A 22789-nucleotide genomic window follows, 5' to 3' on the forward strand; every position below is an offset into this window, starting at 1 on the left:
GATAACCCTTATCCGAGAGGACGTGGACGGAAATCGAAGGAGGCAGCAGGCATCGCGACGCCCGCTGCCCGTAACTGGCCGGCACGGGTCACAGTCGCGGCTCCCTCGAGCAGGTTGAGCGCGATCTGGCGGACCGTCCGCGCTTCCACTGGCTCGAGGAAACTCCCCCGAACCCATTGGTTGAAGGCACCCATCGCAGGCCCACACCAGATCTGATAGTCGCCGCGGCGGGCGGTGTTTCCGTCGCGCGCCCACTGCGAACCCGTGAAGAGGTACCACCGGAACACCAGCGCCATGCGATGTTTCGGATCCGCCGCCGCGCGTTCCACCTGCCGCGGGTCACTTTTGGCGAAGAACGCCTCGGTGTCCGCCCAGATGTCGGCGACGCTGCGGCCGAGGACCGTCTTCTCCAGGTTCGCGAGTTCCTCGGCCGGCGCCTCCTCGAGTGAGGAGTAGCGACGATAGAATTCGGCCAGCCGGTGGCCGCGCTGAGCGAACATGGTGCCGCGCTTGAGGACCTGCACGGTCACGCCCATCTCGAACATGTCCGCGGCAGGCGCCATCGCCACATCGGTCGATTCGGCCATTCCGAGCAGCGCTCGCGCATCCGGCGAGAGACCGCTTTCCACCGCAGACTGGTTGACCGAACCGGTCAGCACGTACGCGGCTCCGGCGGCGAAGGCGGCGGCGACCGCCGCCGGTGTCCCCAACCCGCCGGCGGCACCGACCCGCGGCAGAACCGGATAGCGATAGGTGGAGGCGATCTCGTCGCGCAGGCTGATCAATCGCGGGAGAAGCACAGTCAGCGCGCGGTTGTCGGTGTGGCCGCCCGAATCCGCCTCGGCGGTGATGTCTTCCGCGATCGGGATGCCGGCGGCCAGCGCGGCCTCTTCCGCGGTGAGCCGGCCCTCGGCGACAAGTGCGGTCAACATCGCTTCCGGGGCGGGCGAGAGGAACTGGCGGGCGACCTCGTCGCGGGACACCTTGGCGAATATGTGCCCGGACCGCACGACCTGTCCGTGTGCGTCGCGGCGCAGCCCCTTGGCCGCGTAGAGGACGACGGCGGGCGTGAGTCGCATGAACGCCGAGGCGGAGACGTAGCGGACACCGAGCCGGTGGAACAGATCCACCGTCGCTAGTTCGACGCCGTCGCTCTGGACATTGTGGATCAGGTTGGCGCCCCACCCGCTGGCGTTCGGACCGAGCGCGGCCTGAATTTCACGCAGGCCCGCTTCCACGGTTGCCAGATCCAGCCCGGCACTTCCATAGAACGCCATCACCCCGGCGCGCACACCCTCGACAGTCATCTGGGGCGTAGCGATACCGCGGGCCATCTCGCCGACGACGTAGGGGAACCGCACACCATGCGTCGCGGTGAAACTCCGGTCGCCGAGCCATTCGGGATAGATCGGTGGCAAGACCGCGAGGATGTCGTGGCGCATGAGCTCCGGCGTCAGCACGCCGGCGCCGTCGAGAACCACCGTGCGGGGCCCGTGCGCCGAGGCCACGACTGCGACCGGACTGCGGATTGCGGCGAGCGCCTCGGTGACGTCCGACCCATCGAGCAACGCCGAAGAGGCGCCATTGGTCGGATGAGAGTTAGCCAACGTCGCCTGCATGAGGTGCGACTCTAGCTTTACGCGCGCGACAAATCTTGGTTTTAGAACACGTTCATGCCCCCGGCGGCCTACCCGGCGGTAACTCTGAGACGACCCTACGCCGACGCTCGCCGGCACCGTTGCCGAAACGATATGTCGCTGGTGCTTTTATCCCCAGTTCAACGAATTCCGTCGTCCGGAGTGCAGCAAAACAGGTGGTGACAGAATTCTCAGAAATCACGACCGTCCTGGCCAGGTCCGTCATGGCTGGGCGCAAATGCCATAACCACGTTTACGGTGTGCGGTTGGGCTCCCCGGCGCAACGGTCCCGGCCAACCCGGAATCCGGCCAAACGCGGAGTCAGTAATTCATGCAGGTGTTCGCGACCTGCGTAATCTGTGGGCCGATCTGCGCGAAGATGAGCGCATTCAACTGTGGGTTCACCGCTTGCTGCTGGGCCAGCGCCTGCTGACGCTGGTCGGGGGACATGGCGAGGAACTGCTGAATATTGGCCTGCATATCGGGCCGTCCGTTGAGCTGTTTACCAAGGGCCGGTGCCTCCGCATTCAAGGCGGCCGTCACCTGCGCGTAGGTACACGAGGTGTTAGCCAGCGCATCCATGATCGGGTCCGCCGAGGCGGGCGTCGCCGGCACGAGCGGAAATAGTGCGATCAGACTTCCCACAACGACGACTCGTCGTAAGCACCGCTCTGAGTTCATGGACGAGTGCCCTTCTATTTGCCACAACTGCCGCATCTTGAGAAGCCGCCAGTTAATCACGGTGCTCTTGCGTCGTGCGGAAAACGCCTCAACTCACAGCCGGCGGCAGGCTCACAGGCCCGGTTTACGGTCGTCCCGGTGCGTGCGCTGCAGTTCCCGCTCGGCATCCTCGAGTGCCTGACGCGCCAGCCGTAACCGCTCGAGCAGGTCATCGCTCTCGTGCTGCCTGCGGTCGGCTGCCCGTGCTTCCTCCATCGAGTTGAGCACGATGCCGATGAACAGGTTGAACACCAGGAAGCTGAGGATGACCGTGTAACTGATGAAGAAGAGCACCGACCACGGCGACACCTTCAGTCCCATGTCCACGTTCTCGGGCAGGTTCTCCAGCGTCAGCATCACGTACATCGTCATCATCCCGCGGCCGATGTTCCCGAAATGCTCGGGAGCGTAGTTGCCGAAGAACACCCAGCCGAGCATCCCGTAGATGTAGATGAGCAGCGCGGTGGCGGCCGCGAGCGACGCCACGCCGGGGATGCTTCGTGCGATCGCGCCCATGACCACGTGCAGGTCGGGCAGGAAGCGGATGATGCGCACGATCCGCGCCAGTCGCACGAGACGCAACAGCATCGCGGTCGTCCGCATGCCCGGGATGAAGGACGCCGCGATCACGATGAAGTCGAAGATGTTCCACGGCGTCTTGGTGAACTCCCGAACGTTCCACCCGGCCGCGGTGAACCTTATGAGCAACTCGACGACATAGATCGCGAGGATGACGTTGTAGCCCACATCGAAGGCGTGGTCGAGTCCGTCCGACACCGTGGGGAAGGTTTCCGCCCCCAGCATCGCGGCGTTGATCAAGATCACGATCACGATCAGGGTTTCGAAGACCGGATTACCGACCAGCCGTCGGCACAGCGCCACGACGGTCGGCACTGGCTTGGGGCTCAGCGGTTCGGGCGCTGTGGTGGGTTGCACGCTTAGTGCATAGCAAAGGTCAGCACGAACCCCCGGCCGACCCGCTGGCGACATCGGCGAATCGGGCGCGATCGCCCGGGAAGGGCGTCTAGCGTCACCGCCATGCGTGGGGTCGGGCGCCGCGGGTTCCTGTTGGGCTTCGGCGCGCTCGCGGCCACTCCACTGTTGCCGGGGTGCGGCGGCACGAACGACAAGGACCGCGATCATGTCGTGGTCGTCGGCGCCGGATTCTCCGGACTCGCCGCCGCGCGGAAGCTGGCCGACGCCGGTCTGCGGGTGACCGTGCTGGAAGCTCGGGACCGGATCGGTGGCCGCACGTGGACCGACACCTCGCTCGGCGTGCCGATCGACATCGGCGCCTCGTGGATCCACGGCACCGAGAGCAATCCCCTCACCACGCTGGCCCACGACGTCGGGGCAAAAACGGTACCGACCGATTTCGAGGACTTCGTCCTGCTCGAGGATCACCGGCTCGTCGACAAAAAGGCCGCCGCGGCGTCGGCGGATGACTGGCACCGGATCGCCCGCGAACTCGACGATCGCAGCGGTGACGCCTCGGCCGACGAGTCGGTGGCCGACGGACTGATCGGGATCGCGAACCTCGACGATCCGTTGGTCGCGTGGAACGTCACCTCACGCATCGCGGGCGAGTACGCGGCCGACCCGGCCCAGTTGTCCTTGCGCTGGCTGGGCAGCGAAGAACAGTTCACGGGTCCTGACGTCATACTTCCCGGCGGCTATACCCAGTTGTCCCAGCACCTCGCGAAGGGCCTCGACGTCCGTCTGGGCACCGAGGTCACCCGCATCGCGCACGGCGGCAACCAGGTCCGCATCGACACCGCGCAGGGCACCGTCACCGCGGATCGGGTGATCGTCACCGTTCCACTCGGAGTCCTCAAGGCCGCAACCATCGCCTTCGACCCCCCGCTTCCCGAGGTCAAGCGGGGCGCCATCGAGCGCCTCGGGTTCGGCCTGTTGAACAAGGTGGTCGTGGCCTTCGATGCGCCCTTCTGGCCGGAAACCACGCCGATGATCGGCCTCGTGGGGGACAACCAGCCCGTCACCGATCTGGTCAATGGACTCGTCTTCGCCGGCAAACCTCTACTGGTGGGGTTGCGCGGCGGGCGGGCCGCCTGGTCGCGCGAGTCGATGTCGGATGCCGACGCGGTGGACGAACTGATCACCGCGATCGACGCCCCCAAGCCCACCGGGTCCATCGTGACGACGTGGGGAACCGACCGATTCGCCCGGGGCTCATACAGTTTCATCGCCGTCGGGTCGAGCCCGGACGACATGCACGCTCTCGGCGAGCCCGTCGGTGAGCGGCTGATGTTCGCCGGCGAGGCCACCAATCCTGAGTGGTTCGGCACGGTCCACGGCGCCTACCTGAGCGGCCTGCGGGAAGCCGATCGCGTCCTCGCCTAGTTCGTCGGTGTTTTTTGCCGCCGAGCGGCTATCCCCCACGCCATGACTGCCGACGCGCTGGCGCGCGCTACCGACACCAAGCTGAAACGCAAGATCACCGGGCCGCTGCTCTATCTGTTCATCCTCGGCGACGTGCTCGGCGCGGGCGTCTACGCGTTGATGGGTGTGCTGTCCCAGAAAGTCGGCGGGGTGCTGTGGGCACCGCTGCTGATCGCGATGCTGCTCGCGCTGTGCACCGCAGGCTCCTACGCCGAGCTGGTGACCAAGTATCCGCGGGCCGGCGGGGCGGCGGTCTTCGCCGAGCGTGCCTTCCACCGCCCGGCCATCTCTTTCCTCGTCGGGTTCAGCATGCTCGCGGCGGGCGTGACCAGTGCGGCCGGCCTGGCGCTGGCATTCGCCGGTGACTACCTCAAGACGTTCATCGACGTGCCCGCGGTGCCGGCCGCGGTCGTCTTCCTGCTGCTGGTGGCCTGCCTCAATGCCCGGGGTATCAGCGAGTCGGTCAAGAGCAACACCGTGATGACGGTCGTCGAGCTCAGCGGGTTGATCATCGTGGTGGTCACGGTCGCCGTCCTGATGAGCCGCGGTGGCGGGGATGTCTCGCGGGTGACCGCCTTCCCGCCGGACTCGTCGCCGGCGCTGGCGATCCTGGGTGCGGCGATTGTGGCGTACTACTCGTACGTCGGGTTCGAGACGTCGGCAAACGTGGCCGAGGAGATTCGTGACCCGAGCCGGGTCTACCCGCGGGCACTGTTCGGGGCGCTCCTCACGGCGGGTGTGGTGTACACGCTGGTCGGGCTCGCCAGCGCCATCGCCCTGCCGTCGGAGGAATTGTCGACATCGTCGGGCCCGCTGCTGTCGGTGGTCGCCGCGTCGGGCGTCGGCATACCCGACACGGTGTTCAGTCTGATTGCGCTCGTCGCGGTCGCCAACGGTGCGCTGCTCACGATGATCATGGCGAGCCGGCTGACCTTCGGCATGGCCGAGCATCGCCTGCTGCCTCGTGCACTCGGCGCAGTACTGCCCAATCGGCGCACTCCGTGGGCGGCGATCGTCGCCACCACCGTCGCGGCGATGGCGCTGACGTCGATCGGCGAGCTGTCGACGTTGGCCGAAACCGTTGTGCTGCTGCTGTTGTTCGTCTTCATCTCGACCAACGTCGCCGTCCTGGTGTTGCGCCGCGACACCGTGAACCACTCGCATTTCCAGGTGTGGACGCCGGTGCCGGTGCTGGGCGTGGCGTCCTGCCTGCTGTTGCTCACCCAGCAGAGTGCGAAGGTCTGGCTCTTCGGCGCGATCCTGCTCGCGGTCGGCCTGCTCTTGCATCTGGTCGCCGCCCGCCGTGCCGCGAACAGCGACAGTGCCGACTGATTCGCCGAATTTCGATGTTCAGCGACCACGGGCTGGGGGTATGGGAATATCTCCTTTCTCCCTAGGAGACGCCGATGACCGCGACCGCCGAAACCCCGACCAGCTCGGAGGCTCAGTCGTTGTTGGTGATGGTCGAGCGGTTACGGGCCAAGCTGGTCCGCGAACGGGCTGGGCTGGCGCGCCAGCTGCGCGAACTGTCCCACCGGGTGGAGGGTATCGACCGCCAACTCGACGATCTGACCGTCAGCGCCGAGTGGTTGGCTGCGATCGCCGCGCAGCCCACCGATGAGCTGTCCGCGTAGACCCCTTCCGATACGGTGGGCTACACCGTGACCGAACCCATCCCACCCGAGCCCGATCGGCCCGACCAGCCGGCGACGCCGCCGCCGGAACACCGTGGCGAGGACGTCGCGTTTCCCGAGTGGTTCCGGACATTCTGGCGCAATCTGCTCGGGCCCAAAAACCCCAGCTGAACAGCGGCGCGACGGGACGTCGTCACTTACGATGCATCCATCGTGAGCCAGCCGCCCAGTTCCGAGACGGATTCCCTGTCTCGCAGGCAGATCGTCCTGTTGGTGGCCGCTCTGGTCTTCTCGCTGATGTCGTTCTCGCTGAACGCCACCATGCTGGCGCCGGCCGTCCGAGACATCAACGAAACCCTGGGACCTGGTGCGTTCGTCGCGATGTCGACCCCGTTCTACCTGGCCGGGGCGCTCGCCAACGTCGTGCTGATCCGTTGGAGTGACTACATCGGACGCAAGCGCGTCCTGATCGGCATCGTGGTGGTGATGTGCATCGGGACCGCGCTGTGCCTGAGCACCTCACTCCCCGTCGTCGTGGTCGGCAGGTTCCTGCAGGGCACATCCAACATCACCTACGGTCTTGCTTTCCTGATTCTTCGAGCACGCCTGTCCGGAGCCACGTTTGGTGTGTGCTGCGGGGTGATGGCGTCCATCAACGGCGGGGTGGCCGGGGGCGACGCGTTCCTGGCCGGCATCATGACCGACGCGTTCGGCTACCGTTCGATCTTCGCCCTGATCCTCGTGGTCGGTCTCATCGCCGTCGCCTTCGTGTGGAAATGGGTTCCCGCTGACGAGGCTGCCCGCGCGGAGGGCCGGATGGACTGGATCGGTGCCGTTTTCATCGGCCTGACCGTCGCCGGACTCACCATGTTCTTGTCCAACGGCGGCCACCAGGGGTGGGGGTCGACGCCCGCGCTCATCTGGTTGACGGCCGCCGTTGTGGGTTTCCTCGCCTTGGTGGTGGTCGACAGGAGAGTGGACCATCCCCTCGTCGCTCTCAAGCACATGCGTTCGCGTGAGGCCTGGCCGCTGCTTGTCGTCACCATTCTGGTGATGGGGTCCTTCATGGTGGTTCTCGGCTTCATCGTGCCCGCGATGGCCGAAGACCCGGACTCCGGCTTCGGTCTCAACGCGACGATGACCGCCCTGTTGTTCCTGACCCCCGGTGCGGTCGTGCAGGTCATCACCGCACCGTTCATCGGACGGTTGGCGGTACGCATCGGATTCGTCACCGTCCTGCGAGCCGGGATCGTGGCGTCGATCGTCGTGGTCGCGCTGATGGCGGTGTTCGCCGACCACAAATATGCGGTTGCGGCGCTGATGGTGGTCTTCGGATTCACTTGCACCGCAGTGATACTCACACCGCTGAGCTCACTGGGCGTCCTGCAGGCATCCGACGAGGCGCCGGGGGCGCTGCCCGGCATCGCCAACGCCAGCTACGGAATGGGCTTCACCCTCGGCTTCGCCTGGGCCGGACCGATCGTCGGCTCGGGAACGGATTCGACGTTCCAGCAGGCATTCTGGTTTGCGGTCGGAATCGGCGTCGTGGCACTGGTTTTCAGTCTGATCCTCCGCCCGAAACCGTTCACTGACGAAACTGCCGCCCCCGCCGGTTCGACAGCTCACCAGTCATCGCCCTGACCGACGGCGGCACCGGCGTTGCGGGATCGCAGTCCGGCGCCCGGCGCGGCTCGCCGTAAACGCATGTCAGCGGGACCACGCCCGCCCATGCCCCGGCAGCCACGTCGCCCTCATCGTCCTCGGGCCACCCATCGCCGATCTTGAGTGACCAGTTGTCATCGCTGATCTCCATCCGCAGCACCATGGTCGCGGCCAGCTCCTTGCGCGAACTCGCGCGAAGCTCCGCCACCCGGCCCGGGATGAAAGTGTCGGTCAGCGTCTCGAGATAGCGGGTTTTGTCGGGTTCCTCGATCGTGACGAAGGTTCCGAACAGTGTGGCGCTGCGGAATTGGAAGGACGACTCAAAGCCACTGCGCGCCACCAGGACTCCGTCGAGGGCGGTGACCGAGACCGCGGCCGCCGCACCGTCGGCGAGCTGGCGCAGCCAGGGCGAGCCCGTCGATCCGTGGATCACCAGTTCATCGCCGATCCGGGCGAAGCCTATCGGGAAGATCATCGGGTGCCCGTCCCGGATCAACGCGACGGTCGCCAGCGGAGTGGCATCGAGAAGCTCGTCGAGGCGCGCACGTTCGGTGTTCTGCTTCTCCGGCAGGCGGCTGACCCTGATAGACGGTTGCGGCATGGGATTACTGTCGCACGGCCCGCAGCGCGTCGGGGGTCAGGTCCCCCAGCGTCGGGTAGCCGTCGATGGCCATGATCAGGTCCGTCTCGGCCAACAGTGAGCGCAGCACGTGCACGATCCCGTCGGTGCCGCCCAGCGCCGCGCCGTAGGCATAGGGGCGCCCGATACCCACGGCCTTGGCGCCCAGCGCCAGGGCCTTGACGATGTCGGCGCCCGAACGGATTCCGGAATCGAAGAGCACCGGAACGTCACCCGCCGCCGCCACCACATCGGGAAGGCAATCGATGGCCGGCACGCCGCCGTTGGCCTGCCGTCCGCCGTGATTGGAACAGTAGATGCCGTCGACACCGGCATCGATCGCGCGCCGGGCGTCGTCGGGATGACAGATACCCTTGAGGATCAGCGGCAACGACGTCAGCGATCGCAGCCAGGTCAAGTCCTCCCACGTCAACGAGTTTCCGAAATTGCTGACCCAGGCCAGCACGGCGTTGCGGGGGTCGGCGTCGATGTCGGCATCGACCTTCGCGCGGAAGACGGGATCGCTGATGTAGTTGGACAGACACATGCCGCGCAGCTGCGGGAAGTTGGCGGTGGAGAGGTCGCGCGGCCGCCAGCCCGGCACCCAGGTGTCCAAGGTGACCACGATGCCGGTGTACCCGGCGGCTTCGGCGCGGTGCACGAAGCTCTCCGCCATCTCACGGTCGGTGGGGGTGTACAGCTGGAAAAGCCCTGGCGTGTCGCCGAATTCGGCAGCGACGTCCTCCAGAGGATCCATCGTCAGCGTGGACACACACATCGGCACCCCGGTGCGGGCGGCCGCCCGCGCGGCGGCGAGGTCGCCGTGGTGGTCTTGGGTGCACAGCCCGATCACCCCGATCGGCGCCATGAACACCGGCGCGGGCCAGCGCCGTCCCCACAGCTCGACGGACAGGTCGCGCTCGGTGGCGCCGACCAGCATGCGTGGTATCAAGCCCCACTGTTCGAAGGCGCTGACATTGACCCGTTGGGTGCGCTCGTCACCCGCGCCGCCGGCGACGTAGGACCAGATCGACGGCGGAAGGGCCTGGGCGGCACGGGCTTCCAACTCGTCGAACGACATCGGCAGGCTGGGCACTGTACCGGTCAGACCCTGGAAGTAGATCTCGATCTGATAGTTGCCGTACGGCTGGGTCATCGGTCATCCTCTCGCAGTTCTACGCCGAAACTCCCGTGTGGGCGGAAATCTCACCGACCAGCTCGGCGACCCGGCGCACCTGCTCGATGTCGCTGCTGGTCGGGATGAGGTGTACCTCGTCGGTCCCGATCTCGGCGAAGCCCCGCAGTACCGTGACGAGCTCCTCCTCGGTACCGGCCCAACCGCTGGTCGGGGCGATCACGTCGACGATCTCTCGCGGTATCCAGTTCATGTAGTGACGCAGATGATCGATGACCTGCTGGCGGGGCGCGTCGCCCTCGCCGAGTGCGAACCAAAACGACGTCGCCAGATGGGGTTTGGGCTTGCCCGCGGCGGCCCATGCGTCGCGGGCGACGTCGAACAAAGCGTTCTCCTTCTCGAGGTCGAGATCCATCGAGATACCGGCCAGACCCTCCGCCCACGGCGCGGCGCTGCGCACCGTCTTGGGCCCGGTGGTGCCGACCAGCAGCCGTGGTCCGCCTTCGCGGGCGGGGCTGGGTCCGACGGGCAGCACCGAATCGGTGATCTTCTCCCCTGCCCACACCCGCTGCATGATGGCCACCCGCTCGGCCATGTCACGCATGGTCTGTGTCTTCGGGTCGGCGCCGACGGCGCGGTAGTCCTCGTGCCGGCCGCCCACACCCAGGCCGACGGTCAGCCGTCCGCCACACAGCAGATCCCCGGTCGCCAGCCCCTTGGCGAGCATCACCGGGTCGTGCAGCTGGGGTACGACGACGGTGGCCACCAGCGGCACCCGTTCGGTCCAGCCGGCCAGGGCGCCGAGCAGGGTCAGGGAATCGGGGTTGCCGAATGCAATCCGCTCCCCCCAACACAGCGAGGAAAACGGTCCTTCGTCGATCGTTTGCGCCCAGCGTTTGAGGATGTCTGCGTCAACGTCCGGTTCCATCACCGGCAATGTCATGCCAATCTGCACGTTCGCGATTCTGGCACGCCCCGGGCGACCACCCGCGCCGATCCGACCTACTGACAGGATGGAGCACATGCCGATCACCACTTCCGCCGTTGCCCACGTGCGGCTGACCGTCACCGACATCGGGGCTTCCCGCCGGTTCTACGACAGCGTGTTCGGCTGGCCGGTCTACGCCGAGCTGCCGGCGAACGCCGACGCAGCGACTCGCGAGCAGCTTTCGTTCCTCTTCGGTGGAGTCATCTACAACATCGGCGACAACCTGATCGGGCTGCGACCCACCGGCACCGGCGCCTTCGACGAGGACCGGGTCGGCCTCGACCACCTGGCCTTCACGCTGCCCAGCCTGGACGCCCTCGAGCAAGCCGCCGCCCACCTTGATTCCCTCGGCATCGAGCACGAGCAGATCAAGGACATCGGCGTGGCCTACATCCTTGAGTTCCGCGATCCCGACAACATCGCGTTGGAGCTCACCGCCCGCAAGTAACGCCCAACCGAACGTCCTTGAGCAGTGAGCTTGTCACGTCGTCACGTTCGCCCAACGGAAGGTGCAGTCAGATGACAAAACTCGAGCGCAGCGAACATTCCATGTCGTTGCTCGACGGTGAGATCGTCGAAGAATCGGACCTCGGTTCGATCCGCCGCGTCACTGCCGACAACCTGCCTATCCTGTCCGGCTTGTCGATCAAACGCCTGGTGATCAATCCCGGTGCGATGCGCACGCCGCATTGGCATGCCAACGCCAACGAACTGGCGTACTGCGTGTCGGGAACATCGCTGGTGTCGGTGCTCGACAGCGGCAGCCAATTTTCGTCGTTCACAATCGGTGCCGGCGAGATGTTCCACGTCGACTCAGGGTCGCTGCACCACATCGAGAACATCGGCGAGGAGCCTGCCGAGTTCATCCTGTCGTTCCGGCACGAGCGGCCCGAGGACTTCGGCCTCGGCGCCGCGTTCGGCGCGATGACAGATGCGGTGCTGGGTAACACCTACGACCTGCCGGCCTCGGATTTCGCGAAGATCCGCCGCGACACCACGGACCGGAAACTGGCGGCGCGCGTGGGCGATCCGTCAGTTCCGAGCACCGCTCACTTCAACGATCCGCACAAATTCGGGGTCGAAGCCCAAAGCCCGCCGGTCGGCAGCGCGGTCGGATCGGCACGCCTGGCCCGGGTCCAATTCTGGCCCGCACTCAAGGACATGTCGATGTACTCCCTTCGAATCCGCGAGGACGGCATGCGCGAACCCCACTGGCATCCGATCACCGCGGAGATGGGCTATGTGGCGTCGGGAAGTTCGCGGATGACCGTGATGAACCCCGACGGAACATTGGACACCTGGTATCTGGAGCAGGGTGACATGTACTTCATCCCTCGCGCCTACCCGCACCACATCGAAGTGTTCGATGCTCCCGACCTGCATTTCGCGATCTTCTTCGACCAGCCCACCCCCGGCGATATCGGGTATCGGGCGTCGGCGAGCGCGTACTCGCGCGAAGTGCTCGCTGCGACGTTCAACGTTCACATCGACGATCTGCCCAATTTCCCGTTCACCAAGGCTGATCCGCTGATCGTCAACCGGGTCAACCCGCTCGATCCACGCGACTAGTTGTCGAAGCACCTCGAGATCGACGTTTTCCCCGCGTGGCACTCGAACTTTCGCGGCGAATCGTCGGTTTGGGCGCTAGCTGATTAGCGCGCGGGGTCCTTCTGGGCGCGGATCGGCCCGGCGGCGGGCGGCGGGTTGAGCAGATTGCCCCGCAGGCTGCCTCGTGCGGTCCGCACCGCAACCAGCAGCCAGGTGCTCAGCAACCCGGCGTAGGCGACCACCGCCGCGACCTCGAACGCGGGCAGGTTGGTGTGCACCGCCAGCTGAGTGGTGCCGGTGACGAAGGTGCCCACCGGGAAGGTGAGGCTCCACCACGTCAGGGCGAACGGCATACCCCGGCGCAGCGTGCGAATCGTCAGTGCGGCGGCCAGCGCGATCCACAGGATCGCAAAGCCCCACACCGGAACTCCGAAGATGACGGCGAACGCATTCAGGCCCGCGGCGAGCTCGGGCTCGACGGCCGATGCCGCGACGTGGCCGAGAAGTCCTGCGGCGGTGATGGATTGGCCGAGCGGACCGAGCACGATCCACAGCGTGGGAACCCGCGCGGTGCCGGACGTTCCGTAGAGCGCCAGGCGACTCCAGATCAGTGTGATGATGATGAACGCGGCAACCAGGGACAGTCCGAACATCGCGTAGCAGCCGTACAGCATGGTGGTGCGCCCCGTGCCCGGCGCCATGTGCGGGATGAGCAACGCCCCGGCGGCCGCCGAGACCATCGGCGGCACAACCGGCATCAGCCAGCCGCCGAATGCGGCGTCGGGTTCGACGTTGTGCTGGGTGAACATCAGGAATGGGATGCTCACCGCGGTGAACAGCCCACCCACGGTGCCGGCCGTCCACAGCACCCAGTCCAGGTCGACGGCGAGCCGCTCGCCGATCAGATCACGGCCGATCAGTACGGCACCGCTGCCGACGGTCAGTAGCGCCATCGGTGCCGCACCGTAGAAATGCGCCATCTGCGGATTACGGGCATGGGTGCGGGCAACCGTCGGATGGCGCAGCCAATGCAGGCCGACAATCGCGATCAGCACGACGAGTAGCCCCGCGGCGATCACCCAGACCACCTCGGTGAAGCCGCGCAGTCCAGGAAACTGCAGCGGCAGCGTCGCGCCCGCGGTCGCGACGATCCCGGTGCCCATCACCGATGCGAACCAGTTGGGCCCGATGTTGCCCAGCACTTCGACCCGGGTCTGCGGTGTTGCCATAAGCAACAGACGGTACGGCATCCGAGGGCTCCGACCGGGCAGGCCGGCGATGATTGCACGGGGTGACCCAAAGTGCTTGACTGGCAAGGGTAATGGCAATCGAGCTGAACCACACCATCGTCGCGGCACATGACAAGCAGCAATCCGCCGATTTCCTGACGGAGCTGTTCGGGCTACCGGATGCGGTGCCGTTCGGGCATTTCCTCGTTGTCACCCTCCAGCACGGGCTGAGCCTGGATTTCGCCGACGTTCCCGCCGAGCAACCAATCCACCCACAGCACTACGCCTTCCTGGTGTCCGAGGACGACTTCGACGCGATCTATCGCAAGATCTCCGATCGAGAGCTGCCGCACTGGGCTGATCCCCGCGCCGCCCGGCCCGGCGAGATCAACCACAACGACGGCGGTCGCGGCGTCTACTTCCGTGACCTGGGGGGCCACTACCTCGAGATCATCACCCGGCCGTACGGATCGGGCGCCGGCTAGCCGTGGTGCCCGCGCCGGTTCTCCTGCCTGAGATAGTCGTGCGCCAGATCGGCAACGTGGGCTGGCAGTTGCCCGCCGGCCACATCGGCCAGGCTGGTCTCCTCGAGCACTGAGCGCATGCTGGCACGTAGCGCCCGCCACACATCGGTCAGCGCCGCCGTCGGTCCGCTGTAGGGCAGGTCGCCCAAGCCGATATCACGCACACTTGCCAACGGCCCGTCGATGCAGCGCAACACGTCAGCGATGCTGATGTCGGCGGCCGGTCGGCCCAGCTCGTAGCCGCCGTCGCGGCCGCGGTGGCTGCGCACCAGCCGGTCGGTCCGCAGACCGGAGAGAATGTCGACCAGGAATTGCGCGGGGATGCCCTGGGCTTTGGCCAGATCCTCCGTCTTGACCAGTGCGCCCGAGTCGACTGACGCGAGCTGGATCATGGCGCGGACGGCGTATTCCGCCTTCGCTGACATCCGCATTCCGCGAATTCTGCCACTGCCTGGTCGGCAGCAGGCTCACGAGGCGTCTGAGGCCGGTGCTGGTGTGGTGCCGGTGCGCTGCGGAGCCCGATGGGGTGTGAGCGCCTTGCGGAGGGTGTCGGCGAACCGGTCCAGCGAGGTACGAACCTGGGTTACCGGGTTCTGGGCCCGCTGCTGGACCGGGGACTGGGAAGCCGTGGTGCTGGGCACCGCCTTGTTTCCGTCGCTCAGATCCGTCGCGCCGTTGGCAGCCGTCGGCTTGGCGTCGCTGTCGGTGGTGGCGGTGCCCGTCGTGTCGACCGCCGCCCCGGGCTTGGTCGACGTCTCGGGCTCGGTGGAGGTCCCCGGCTTGGAGGATGCCCCCGGTCTGGCCGTGAGAGTCACGCCGCGGCGATGGCCCAGCGAGCGGCGAAGCGATGCCACGCTGTCAGCGACGGATGAGAGGCTGACCGTCGGAGTCAGGGTCGCCTTCGGCCGGGACGGCACCGGCCGACGCAAAATATCCGTCAGCTCGGTCAGCCGCTGACGGACCTCCCCGCGGATCGCCTTGACGATCTTCGACGGCGGCCCGACGGGCACCGCGACCACCCGCAGGGCAGTGGAGATGGCGGCATCGACGTCACCGTCGGTGAGCGCAGCCAGCGTGTCCGCGATCAGCCGCGGTTTGGCCACGGCGATCCGGGCGGCCGCGACGGTGGTCTCGACGACCTGCACGCTGACATAGCCCACGTAATCCCCGACCGAAGTCACGGCATGTTGGAGGGCTCGATCCTCGATGATCGCGGGGGACGCATTGGCTGACGGCACGACGGCCGGCTTCCCGCTGAGCAGATCGGCGACCGCTTTCGGCGGCACCGGCGGCGGGTACGGGACGCGCACCGGCGTCGGTCTCCCGGGAACGTCGGTCCACAACGCTTCATCCACTGCTCGACCGCTGAGCATCGTGACGTTGGTGACGACCCCGGCGACCACTCTCTTCAGCGGGTCCGCGGGGCTTGCGCCACCGGCGTCTCGGGTCAACGTCTCGAGCAGAGCCCGGTCGAGAGCGGTGGTTGATGCCGTGCTGTCGGCCGAGAGCTTGACCGGGGGAACGCGAACATCCGACGCGGGTGCCGACACCGGGTTGGCGACGACGACCGTCGCTCCCACGAGGGCTACTCCAGTCGTGAAAATCGCACCAATGCCGCGCCGCACCGTGTGCTCACCTCCCGGCACTCAGGCCAATTGCGGCCTTAAGAATACCTGAGAGGAAACTTAGAGAGAAAGACCCAATTGCTATTCGAGTAATAGGCTTAATTTGACGAAGGGGAAAACAGGGTGCCCCTCCTTTTCAAAGACCTCGAAAAGCAGGGGCACCCCATCGATGCCGCGGATTACTCCGCGGACTAACCGGCCGAGGCCTTGGCGGGCCGTTTGGAGCCGGCCACGCCCTTCTTGGCGCCGGACTTGCCTGCGCTGCCGGCCTTGCCCTTGCTGGCGGTGGAGTGGTCGGAAGCGGACGTATCGCTGCCGCTACCGGACTTGGCGTTGCCGGCACCGCTGTCATCCGCGGGCGACGACTCCACAGCCGCGACACGCAGTGCCGACGCGGACGGGGATGCCGTCTTCGCGGCGGCGGCGGCCGGCGGCGGAACGGGCGGCGCCGATCCGGTCTGCGACAGCGCGTCGGCGATGCCATGGACGGCGGCTTGGATCACGCCGCGAACGCTCGGCACGACCGTGGTCGCATCCGTTTGCACACCCGCGCCGACCGTCAGGTTGAGGATTGCGCCAGGGACGCCCCGCGGTCCGAAGAATCCGTCCACCGCGGCGTTCCACGCCTCCTCGGCATTACCGTTCGTGATGCCCGTGATCACGTTCTGCACGACGGCGCTGAACGTGCCCGCAAGCACCTGAGCTTGCCCGATGGAGCTCTGGACGACCAGGTTGACCAGGTCCGGAACGGCACCGAGCAGGGCGGTACCCCGTGCGACCGCGTTGTCCAGCATGTAGTTGGCGCTGGCGAGGGCGACCTGGCCAGCGGCCACGAACGGTCCCACGATCGCCGACTGCAACGTCGCGATGGCGCCGGGGATATCCCCGGAGAGCGCCTGCTGAGTGGCCGTCACGAAGGCGCCGGGTAGGTTCCACACACCTTCGCTGGCGATCAGCCCGATCGTTGTCGCGGCGTTGGCGGCGCTCCCCAGGGAGGCCGCCCCGTTGTACCCGAGCTGACTGATGATCGGCAGGTGGTCGTTGATGATCTGCGGAAGCAGACCGACCGCGTTGAACTGGTAGCCGCCCTTCGCGATGGCGACGCCACCAGCGGTGACCAGGCCGCCGAGGTCGGTGTAGCCGGCGGTCGTGTTATCGGCGCTCAGCACCCACTGATTGAAGGAACTGAACGTGCCGAGGAGTTCCGATAGTGGGCTGTCGAACCCGGCCAGGGCCACCTGGCCGGCCGACGGCACCTGGAGGTCGGGCAGAGCGAGATTGGCCTGCGTTACTGGCGTCATTGCAATCGCGCTGGCGCCGACAACGGCAGCGGTTCCCGCAATGAGCTGAGAGCGTATGGAGATTTGCATTTCAATCCCTCCCGGGCTGGGGTCAACACTGACAAAGCTGAACGTACCTGAGAAAAACCTGAGGGAAAGCGATAATTGACGATTTAGCCGAAAATATTTTCTGACGGAAACGTCAGAATCACCAAGACGTGTCGGATAGCTAATCTTCTTACCGGCGCTGACATGCAGGTGAGTCGTCCTGGAGCTCGATCAGCAAATTTGCGATCGCACCAGCACGCGTTTAGAAAACCACCCGATGAGCGTGTCGCAGAGCCACATCGGGCCCGCGGAATCTCAGGTTCATGGCCTCAATCTCTCAGGAAAGGGCCGAAGCGCGGCCTCAGTCTGAGATCGCACCCGAATCGGCGACGACGACAGCGAACAAATCCTTGAGAGCGGCAAGACTCGCGGCGTGCAGCGATGCCGCAGGGATGTCGGTACCGTCCACACCTGGCAACGACCTTGTGGCGGTCGCGGCTGCGACCACCGTGGGTGCATACCCGAGGTTGAACGCACCACGCGCGGTCGAATTCACGCACATATGCGTCATGAATCCGGCGATGATCAGATTCTCGGCAGCCACCGATTTGAGCCGCTCATCCAAGTCGGTCTGCACGAACGAATTGGGGTAGTTCTTGATCACCACCGGTTCCCCGTCGCGAGGGGCGACCCGGGGCACGATCGCCCCGCTCTCGCCACTGACGTCGTACAGCGACCCCGGGCCGTCGTCGTGCTGGATGTGGATCACCGGAATGCCCGCAGTCCGCGCGCGATCCAACAGCGCGGCCGCCTCATCCAGTGCGGCCTCAACACCCTCGAGTTCCATCACGCCCTGGGTGTAGGTGTTCTGGCAGTCGATCAGGATCAGCGTCGACGTGGCCAGACTCGGCGGGTCGAGCGGTAGGCCCGCGAGCGCCCGCAGGGTGTTGAGTTCAGTCATGGCGCAACGCTACTGCGTCGCGGCCAGCACCGCCTCGGCCAATTCCGGCCGACACACCACGACATCGGGCAACAGCGGGTCGGGCCGGTTGTACTGAAGCGGTGAGCCGTCGATACGTGAGGTGTGCAACCCGGCGGCGCGGGCGACAGCCACCGGGGCAGCCGAATCCCATTCGTATTGACCACCCGCGTGCACGTACACGTCAGCGCGGCCCTGAATCACGGCTGCGACCTTGGCTCCGGCAGAACCCATCTCGACCAGCACGCCGCCCAACGCGTCGCGAACTGCCAGCGCGACCGCCGGGGGCCGGGTCCTCGACACCACGATCCGCGGCGCGCTCGGCGCAGCCGGGGGCGGCGACACGGCGGGGGTCGCCAACGTAATGCCCTGGGCGGGAAGCGCAACCGCGCCGGCGATCAACTCGCCGTCCTCCCACAGTGCCACGTGCACCGCCCAGTCGTCGCGGTCGAGTTCGGAGAACTCCCGCGTCCCGTCGAGCGGATCGACGATCCACACCCGTCGGCTGCGAAGCCGGATCGGATCGTCGGCACCCTCCTCCGACAACACCGCGTCCTCGGGCCGTGCCGCGGCGAGCGCTTCCATCAGGTAATCGTGAGAGCGCTTGTCGCCCGCTGCTTTTCGCTCCGCACCTGAGGCGTCGGCCAGCTCGGCACGAACGTCGAGCAGAAGCTTGCCGGCCTGCGTGGCCAGCTCGGCTGCCAGATCGTGGTCGCTCACGCCTGGGCCTCCAGCAGATCGATGACCTGCTGGGCCAGCTCGTCGCATTCGTGATCGGGGGTCAGCCGCAGATCCGGGTTCTTCGGCCGCTGATAGGGGCTGTCGATTCCCGTGAAGTGAGTGATCTCCCCCGCCCTGGCTTTGGCGTAGAGCCCCTTGGGATCCCGTCGCTCACAGTCTTCGAGCGGAGTGTCGACGAATATCTCGTAGAACTCCACGCCGGCGTCGGCGTGCACCTTGCGGGCCAGCTCCCGGTGTTCCTCGAGCGGGCTGATCGCGGGCACCAGGATCGTCAGACCGGCATCGGCCATCAGCGTGGCGATGTGGGCTAGCCTGCGCAGGTTCTCAGCCCGATCCGCCATCGAGAAGCCCAGGTCGGCGTTGAGCCCGTGGCGCAGGTTGTCACCGTCGAGAATATAAGCGGGGCAACCATGTTCGAGCAGCTTCTGCTCCACCAGTACCGCCACCGAGGACTTCCCCGAGCCGGAGAGGCCGGTGAACCACAGGGTGCGCCCCTTCGTGAGCCGGTCACCGGAGTCCACCAGCGACTGGTGGCGCACCGTGTTCGGCGACGCGCTGCGAGCGGCCGTCGGCGCGGTGTCGCGGACCATGCCCGCGGCCACCGTCACGTTGGTGTCGGGATCGATCAGGATGAACGATCCCGTCGCGGCGTTGCGGGAGTACTCGTCGAGCAACAGCGGCACCTGGGTGCGCAGGGTGACCCGGCCGAGTTCGTTGAGCTTCAACGCCGTTGCGCTCTTGTCGCGGTGCAGGGTATTGACGTCCAGGCGATAGTCCAGCGCGCCGACCCGGGCCCGAGTGGTGCGGGTGGTGTGCTTGATGATGTAGTCGCGTCCCGGCTCCAGCGAGGACTCGTCGGCCATCCAGCAGACCGTGGCGTCGAATTCCCGGCTGGCCACCGGCTGGTTCTGCGGGCGGGCCAGCAGGTCTCCGCGGGAGATGTCGATATCGTCGGCAAGACTGATCGACACCGCCATCGGGGGGAACGCCTCCTCGACCGGTCCGGTCGGCCCGTCGATTGTGGTGATACGACTGGTTTTTCCGCTCGGCAATACGACGATCTCGTCCCCGGGGCGCATCACGCCGCCGGCGATCGTGCCCGCGTAGCTGCGATGGTCGGCGTGCTCGACGGTCTGCGGCCGGATCACATACTGCACCGGGAAGCGCACGTCGACCAGGTTGCGGTCGCCGGCGATGTAGACCTCTTCAAGGTGGCTCAGCAGCGGCGGACCGTCGTACCAGGGCGCCTTGTCCGACTTCGTCACCACGTTGTCACCCTTGAGCGCCGACATCGGGATGGTGGTGACATCGTGGATGTCGAGGCGGGCGGCGAAGGCGTGGAACTCCTCGCGGATCCATTCGAAACGCTCACGGTCCCAATCGATGAGATCCATCTTGTTTACCGCCAGCACGACGTGCTGAACGCCCAGCAGCGAGGCCAGGAACGCATGCCTGCGGGACTGCTCGAGCAGGCCGTGCCGCGCGTCGACGAGCACGATCACCAGTTGCGCGGTCGAGGTTCCGGTGACCATGTTGCGGGTGTACTGAATGTGGCCAGGGGTGTCGGCGATGATGAATTTCCGCTTCGCCGTGGCGAAATAGCGGTAGGCGACGTCGATGGTGATGCCTTGCTCCCGCTCGGAGCGCAGGCCATCAGTGACCAGTGCGAGGTCGGTGTAGTCGTTGCCACGCTCGCGCGACGTCCGCTCGACAGCGGCGAGCTGGTCTTCCATCACGGCTTTGGAGTCGTAGAGCAAGCGGCCGATCAGGGTCGACTTGCCGTCATCGACGGAGCCGGCGGTGGCAATCCTCAACAGAGTGCTCATCAGAAATACCCCTCGCGCTTGCGGTCTTCCATGCCGGCTTCGGAAATACGGTCGTCGGCGCGGGTGGCGCCACGTTCGGTCAGACGAGACACCGCGGTCTCGGCGATCACTTCCTCGACGGTGGAGGCGGTCGACTCCACGCAGCCGGTGCAGGTCACGTCGCCCACCGTGCGGAACCGCACCGAGGTCTCGAAGACCGGTTCATCGGGGGTGGGCTGCAGGAACTCGTGGACGGCCAGCAGCATCCCGTCACGCTGGAAGACCTGCCGGGGGTGGGCATAGTAGATGCCCGGCAGCGTGATCTCCTCGGCACCGATGTAGGCCCAGATGTCGTACTCGGTCCAGTTGGACAACGGGAAGACGCGGATGTGCTCACCCTTGCGGTGACGCCCGTTGTAGAGGTTCCACAGCTCGGGGCGCTGCGCCTTCGGATCCCACTGACCGAACTCGTCGCGGAAGCTGAACACCCGCTCCTTGGCCCGAGCCTTCTCCTCGTCGCGGCGGGCACCGCCGAAGGCAGCGTCGAACTTGTTCTCCCGGATGCCCCGCAGCAACGTGACGGTCTGCAGCGGGTTGCGCGACGGGCCATTGTCGACGACCCGGCCTGCCGCGATGTCCTCCTCGACACTGGCCACCACCAGGCGCAGGCCGTACCGCTCGACCAACGCGTCGCGGGTGGCGATCACTTCCTCGAAGTTGTGACCGGTGTCGACATGCATCACCGGGAACGGCAGCCGGCCGGGCGCGAACGCCTTGATCGCCAGATGCAGCATCACGATCGAGTCCTTGCCGCCGGAGAACAGCAGCACCGGCCGTTCGAACTCGGCTGCGACCTCGCGAATGATGTGAATTGCCTCGGCCTCCAGGGACCGAAGGTGGCTCAGCTCGTACTGCCCCGGCTTGGGGCGTTCGACCACCGGACTCGCCATGATTTCCTCGTAAAGTTGGTAGATTTGACCAGAATTACAAAGCTAACCCGGAATCTAACCAGCATGACGAAGCAAGTCAAGGGTTACGCGCAGACCGAACTACAGAGTGACTTCGGCTAGCTTGCCGGTGGCCACGTCGAAAACGAATCCGCGCAGCGACTCGTGCTTGGTGACGAACGGGCTGGCCTCGATCCGACGCAGGGACTGCCGCACGTCGGCCTCGAGGTCGGTGAACGCTTCGGCGGCCCACTCGGGCTTGATGCCGATCTCATCCTCAATTTCGCCTTTGAAGACATCGTCGGTGAAGGTGAGCATCCCGCAATCCGTGTGGTGAATCAGGATGATCTCTTTGGTCCCCAACAGCCGCTGGCTGATCGCGAGCGAGCGGATCTCGTCGTCGGTGATCACTCCCCCGGCATTGCGGATGACGTGTGCTTCACCGTCGCCCAGGCCCAAGATCCGATACACATCCAGCCGGGCGTCCATGCACGCCACCACCGCGACATGCTTGCTGGGTGGCAACGGCAACGGACCGGTGAAGGTCTTTGCGTATTCCGCGTTGTTCGCCAGGTACTGATCGGTGACGCTCATGATCGCGATGCTAGCGACGTAGTCCGCCGCCGCCACCATGAACGATCAGGCTGATTGCAAGTCTCAGGGCGCTTCGGGAGTCGTCGCGGTGACCGGCGGCGCCGCGACTTCCGGCGTCTTCGTCGGCTCCACCGCGGTTTCCTTCGTGGTCTCGCCTGTCGTCATCGAGGACGTCGCGGGCGAGGTGAAGGTGCCCGGGTCGGACACGATCGTGCCGCTCCCGTTATCGGTTATCGCGACGCCCAGTGCACCCATGGCCACAATCGCACTGCCGCCGACCACGGCGGACAGCGTTTTGATGTTTGTCATCTCGACACTTCCAATCGGTCTCGGACCAGTTCTGCGGGCCGGCTACCCTGCCAAACCGCTGGCAATTGGTTAACCCGAAGCTGTGAGACCAAACCTGCGCGCCGCTGACGTGCGGGTTAGCCGCCGCCGGGGGTCGGTGGTTGCGGACTGGCCGACGCAATCGACGAACTCGGCAGCATCGGTTTCGACGTCTGCGCTGTCGTCGGGCTGGGACTGGTCGTGGTCGGATCGACGGTGGTGCCCTTGTCCTGGCATGCCGCCAGTGCCGGGAGCGCCACTGCGACGAGCAGGGCTGGAGCCAATCGTTGTGTGATCTGCTTCACGTGCACGCACGCAGTCTTCCCATGTCCCCGGCCGCCTAACCG

25 protein-coding genes are annotated in these 22789 nt (G+C 66.1%); 8 read left to right on the forward strand and 17 right to left on the reverse strand.

Translation table 11 applies throughout. The features are described 5' to 3' along the window. Nucleotides 1-8: 8 nt before the first annotated feature. The 3 genes from G6N32_RS19905 to G6N32_RS19915 form a co-directional block, all read right to left on the reverse strand. On the reverse strand, nucleotides 9-1619 hold the full coding sequence (locus tag G6N32_RS19905) for a PfaD family polyunsaturated fatty acid/polyketide biosynthesis protein (RefSeq protein WP_115321508.1): 1611 nt from the start codon (nucleotides 1617-1619) through the stop codon (nucleotides 9-11). A gap of 339 nt (nucleotides 1620-1958) precedes the next feature. Continuing rightward, entirely contained in the window at nucleotides 1959-2282 is a 324-nt protein-coding gene (locus G6N32_RS19910; RefSeq protein ID WP_232077193.1) for a hemophore-related protein, read from the reverse strand. A gap of 147 nt (nucleotides 2283-2429) precedes the next feature. Further along, nucleotides 2430-3293 (reverse strand): ion transporter, encoded by an 864-nt coding sequence (locus tag G6N32_RS19915; protein ID WP_115321509.1) that lies wholly within the window; start codon nucleotides 3291-3293, stop codon nucleotides 2430-2432. 102 nt (nucleotides 3294-3395) lie between these two features. On the opposite strand from G6N32_RS19915, the gene G6N32_RS19920 reads away from it, so the two are divergent. From G6N32_RS19920 to G6N32_RS19940, 5 genes are all read left to right on the forward strand, one after another. Beyond that, a complete protein-coding gene (locus G6N32_RS19920; protein ID WP_115321510.1) occupies nucleotides 3396-4718 on the forward strand; it encodes a flavin monoamine oxidase family protein in 1323 nt (440 codons plus the stop codon). A gap of 42 nt (nucleotides 4719-4760) precedes the next feature. Then, nucleotides 4761-6089 (forward strand): APC family permease, encoded by a 1329-nt coding sequence (locus tag G6N32_RS19925; RefSeq protein ID WP_115321511.1) that lies wholly within the window; start codon nucleotides 4761-4763, stop codon nucleotides 6087-6089. A gap of 74 nt (nucleotides 6090-6163) precedes the next feature. Then, on the forward strand, nucleotides 6164-6391 hold the full coding sequence (locus G6N32_RS19930; protein ID WP_115321512.1) for a hypothetical protein: 228 nt from the start codon (nucleotides 6164-6166) through the stop codon (nucleotides 6389-6391). 27 nt (nucleotides 6392-6418) lie between these two features. After that, a complete protein-coding gene (locus G6N32_RS19935; RefSeq protein WP_163789347.1) occupies nucleotides 6419-6562 on the forward strand; it encodes a hypothetical protein in 144 nt (47 codons plus the stop codon). A gap of 42 nt (nucleotides 6563-6604) precedes the next feature. Next, nucleotides 6605-8032: an MFS transporter gene (locus tag G6N32_RS19940; protein WP_197935750.1), complete on the forward strand. Its 1428-nt coding sequence runs from the start codon at nucleotides 6605-6607 to the stop codon at nucleotides 8030-8032. Here the strand turns inward: G6N32_RS19940 and G6N32_RS19945 are convergent. From G6N32_RS19945 to G6N32_RS19955, 3 genes are read right to left on the reverse strand one after another with little or no spacing between them, the layout of a single operon-like run. Next, on the reverse strand, nucleotides 7977-8654 hold the full coding sequence (locus tag G6N32_RS19945; RefSeq protein ID WP_115321513.1) for a pyridoxamine 5'-phosphate oxidase family protein: 678 nt from the start codon (nucleotides 8652-8654) through the stop codon (nucleotides 7977-7979). The genes G6N32_RS19940 and G6N32_RS19945 overlap by 56 nt on opposite strands. Nucleotides 8655-8658: 4 nt before the next feature. Continuing rightward, nucleotides 8659-9828, reverse strand: a complete 1170-nt coding sequence (locus G6N32_RS19950) for a lactate 2-monooxygenase (protein WP_115321514.1) — start codon at nucleotides 9826-9828, stop codon at nucleotides 8659-8661. Nucleotides 9829-9847: 19 nt separating this feature from the next. Continuing rightward, complete coding sequence (locus G6N32_RS19955; protein ID WP_232077807.1) at nucleotides 9848-10750, reverse strand: LLM class flavin-dependent oxidoreductase; 903 nt, start codon at nucleotides 10748-10750, stop codon at nucleotides 9848-9850. Between the two features lie 79 nt (nucleotides 10751-10829). On the opposite strand from G6N32_RS19955, the gene G6N32_RS19960 reads away from it, so the two are divergent. Further along, complete coding sequence (locus G6N32_RS19960) at nucleotides 10830-11243, forward strand: VOC family protein (RefSeq protein WP_115322030.1); 414 nt, start codon at nucleotides 10830-10832, stop codon at nucleotides 11241-11243. Between the two features lie 71 nt (nucleotides 11244-11314). Beyond that, the gene (locus tag G6N32_RS19965) at nucleotides 11315-12364 is read left to right on the forward strand and encodes a cupin domain-containing protein (RefSeq protein WP_115321516.1); all 1050 of its coding nucleotides are present in this window, start codon (nucleotides 11315-11317) and stop codon (nucleotides 12362-12364) included. 83 nt (nucleotides 12365-12447) lie between these two features. Here G6N32_RS19965 and G6N32_RS19970 read toward each other — a convergent pair whose 3' ends face one another. Beyond that, nucleotides 12448-13572, reverse strand: a complete 1125-nt coding sequence (locus G6N32_RS19970; protein WP_232077195.1) for a TDT family transporter — start codon at nucleotides 13570-13572, stop codon at nucleotides 12448-12450. A gap of 92 nt (nucleotides 13573-13664) precedes the next feature. On the opposite strand from G6N32_RS19970, the gene G6N32_RS19975 reads away from it, so the two are divergent. After that, nucleotides 13665-14057 carry a VOC family protein gene (locus G6N32_RS19975; RefSeq protein WP_115321518.1) on the forward strand — a complete coding sequence of 131 codons (393 nt, stop codon included), beginning with the start codon at nucleotides 13665-13667 and terminating at the stop codon, nucleotides 14055-14057. Here G6N32_RS19975 and G6N32_RS19980 read toward each other — a convergent pair. From G6N32_RS19980 to G6N32_RS20025, 10 genes are all read right to left on the reverse strand, one after another. Beyond that, nucleotides 14054-14527 carry an Rrf2 family transcriptional regulator gene (locus G6N32_RS19980; protein WP_115321519.1) on the reverse strand — a complete coding sequence of 158 codons (474 nt, stop codon included), beginning with the start codon at nucleotides 14525-14527 and terminating at the stop codon, nucleotides 14054-14056. The two genes, G6N32_RS19975 and G6N32_RS19980, sit on opposite strands and share 4 nt — an antisense overlap. 36 nt (nucleotides 14528-14563) lie before the next feature. Beyond that, nucleotides 14564-15676, reverse strand: a complete 1113-nt coding sequence (locus G6N32_RS19985) for a hypothetical protein (protein WP_115321520.1) — start codon at nucleotides 15674-15676, stop codon at nucleotides 14564-14566. Nucleotides 15677-15912: 236 nt separating this feature from the next. Continuing rightward, complete coding sequence (locus G6N32_RS19990) at nucleotides 15913-17022, reverse strand: hypothetical protein (protein ID WP_115321521.1); 1110 nt, start codon at nucleotides 17020-17022, stop codon at nucleotides 15913-15915. Between the two features lie 388 nt (nucleotides 17023-17410). Further along, a complete protein-coding gene (locus G6N32_RS19995) occupies nucleotides 17411-18010 on the reverse strand; it encodes an isochorismatase family protein (RefSeq protein ID WP_115321522.1) in 600 nt (199 codons plus the stop codon). Between the two features lie 9 nt (nucleotides 18011-18019). Next, complete coding sequence (locus G6N32_RS20000; RefSeq protein WP_115321523.1) at nucleotides 18020-18748, reverse strand: 3'(2'),5'-bisphosphate nucleotidase CysQ; 729 nt, start codon at nucleotides 18746-18748, stop codon at nucleotides 18020-18022. Beyond that, entirely contained in the window at nucleotides 18745-20595 is a 1851-nt protein-coding gene (gene cysC, locus G6N32_RS20005) for a sulfate adenylyltransferase subunit CysN (protein ID WP_115321524.1), read from the reverse strand. The genes G6N32_RS20000 and cysC overlap by 4 nt, the downstream gene beginning before the upstream one ends. After that, nucleotides 20595-21524: a sulfate adenylyltransferase subunit CysD gene (gene cysD, locus G6N32_RS20010; RefSeq protein ID WP_115321525.1), complete on the reverse strand. Its 930-nt coding sequence runs from the start codon at nucleotides 21522-21524 to the stop codon at nucleotides 20595-20597. Before cysD ends, cysC begins: the two co-directional genes overlap by 1 nt. A 99-nt stretch (nucleotides 21525-21623) precedes the next feature. Then, the gene (locus G6N32_RS20015) at nucleotides 21624-22115 is read right to left on the reverse strand and encodes a beta-class carbonic anhydrase (protein ID WP_115322031.1); all 492 of its coding nucleotides are present in this window, start codon (nucleotides 22113-22115) and stop codon (nucleotides 21624-21626) included. Between the two features lie 63 nt (nucleotides 22116-22178). Continuing rightward, nucleotides 22179-22424 carry a hypothetical protein gene (locus G6N32_RS20020; protein ID WP_147292060.1) on the reverse strand — a complete coding sequence of 82 codons (246 nt, stop codon included), beginning with the start codon at nucleotides 22422-22424 and terminating at the stop codon, nucleotides 22179-22181. A gap of 116 nt (nucleotides 22425-22540) precedes the next feature. After that, on the reverse strand, nucleotides 22541-22753 hold the full coding sequence (locus G6N32_RS20025; protein ID WP_115321527.1) for a hypothetical protein: 213 nt from the start codon (nucleotides 22751-22753) through the stop codon (nucleotides 22541-22543). Nucleotides 22754-22789: the final 36 nt, after the last annotated feature.

Source organism: Mycolicibacterium aichiense, from assembly GCF_010726245.1.
GTDB classification, from domain to species: domain Bacteria; phylum Actinomycetota; class Actinomycetes; order Mycobacteriales; family Mycobacteriaceae; genus Mycobacterium; species Mycobacterium aichiense.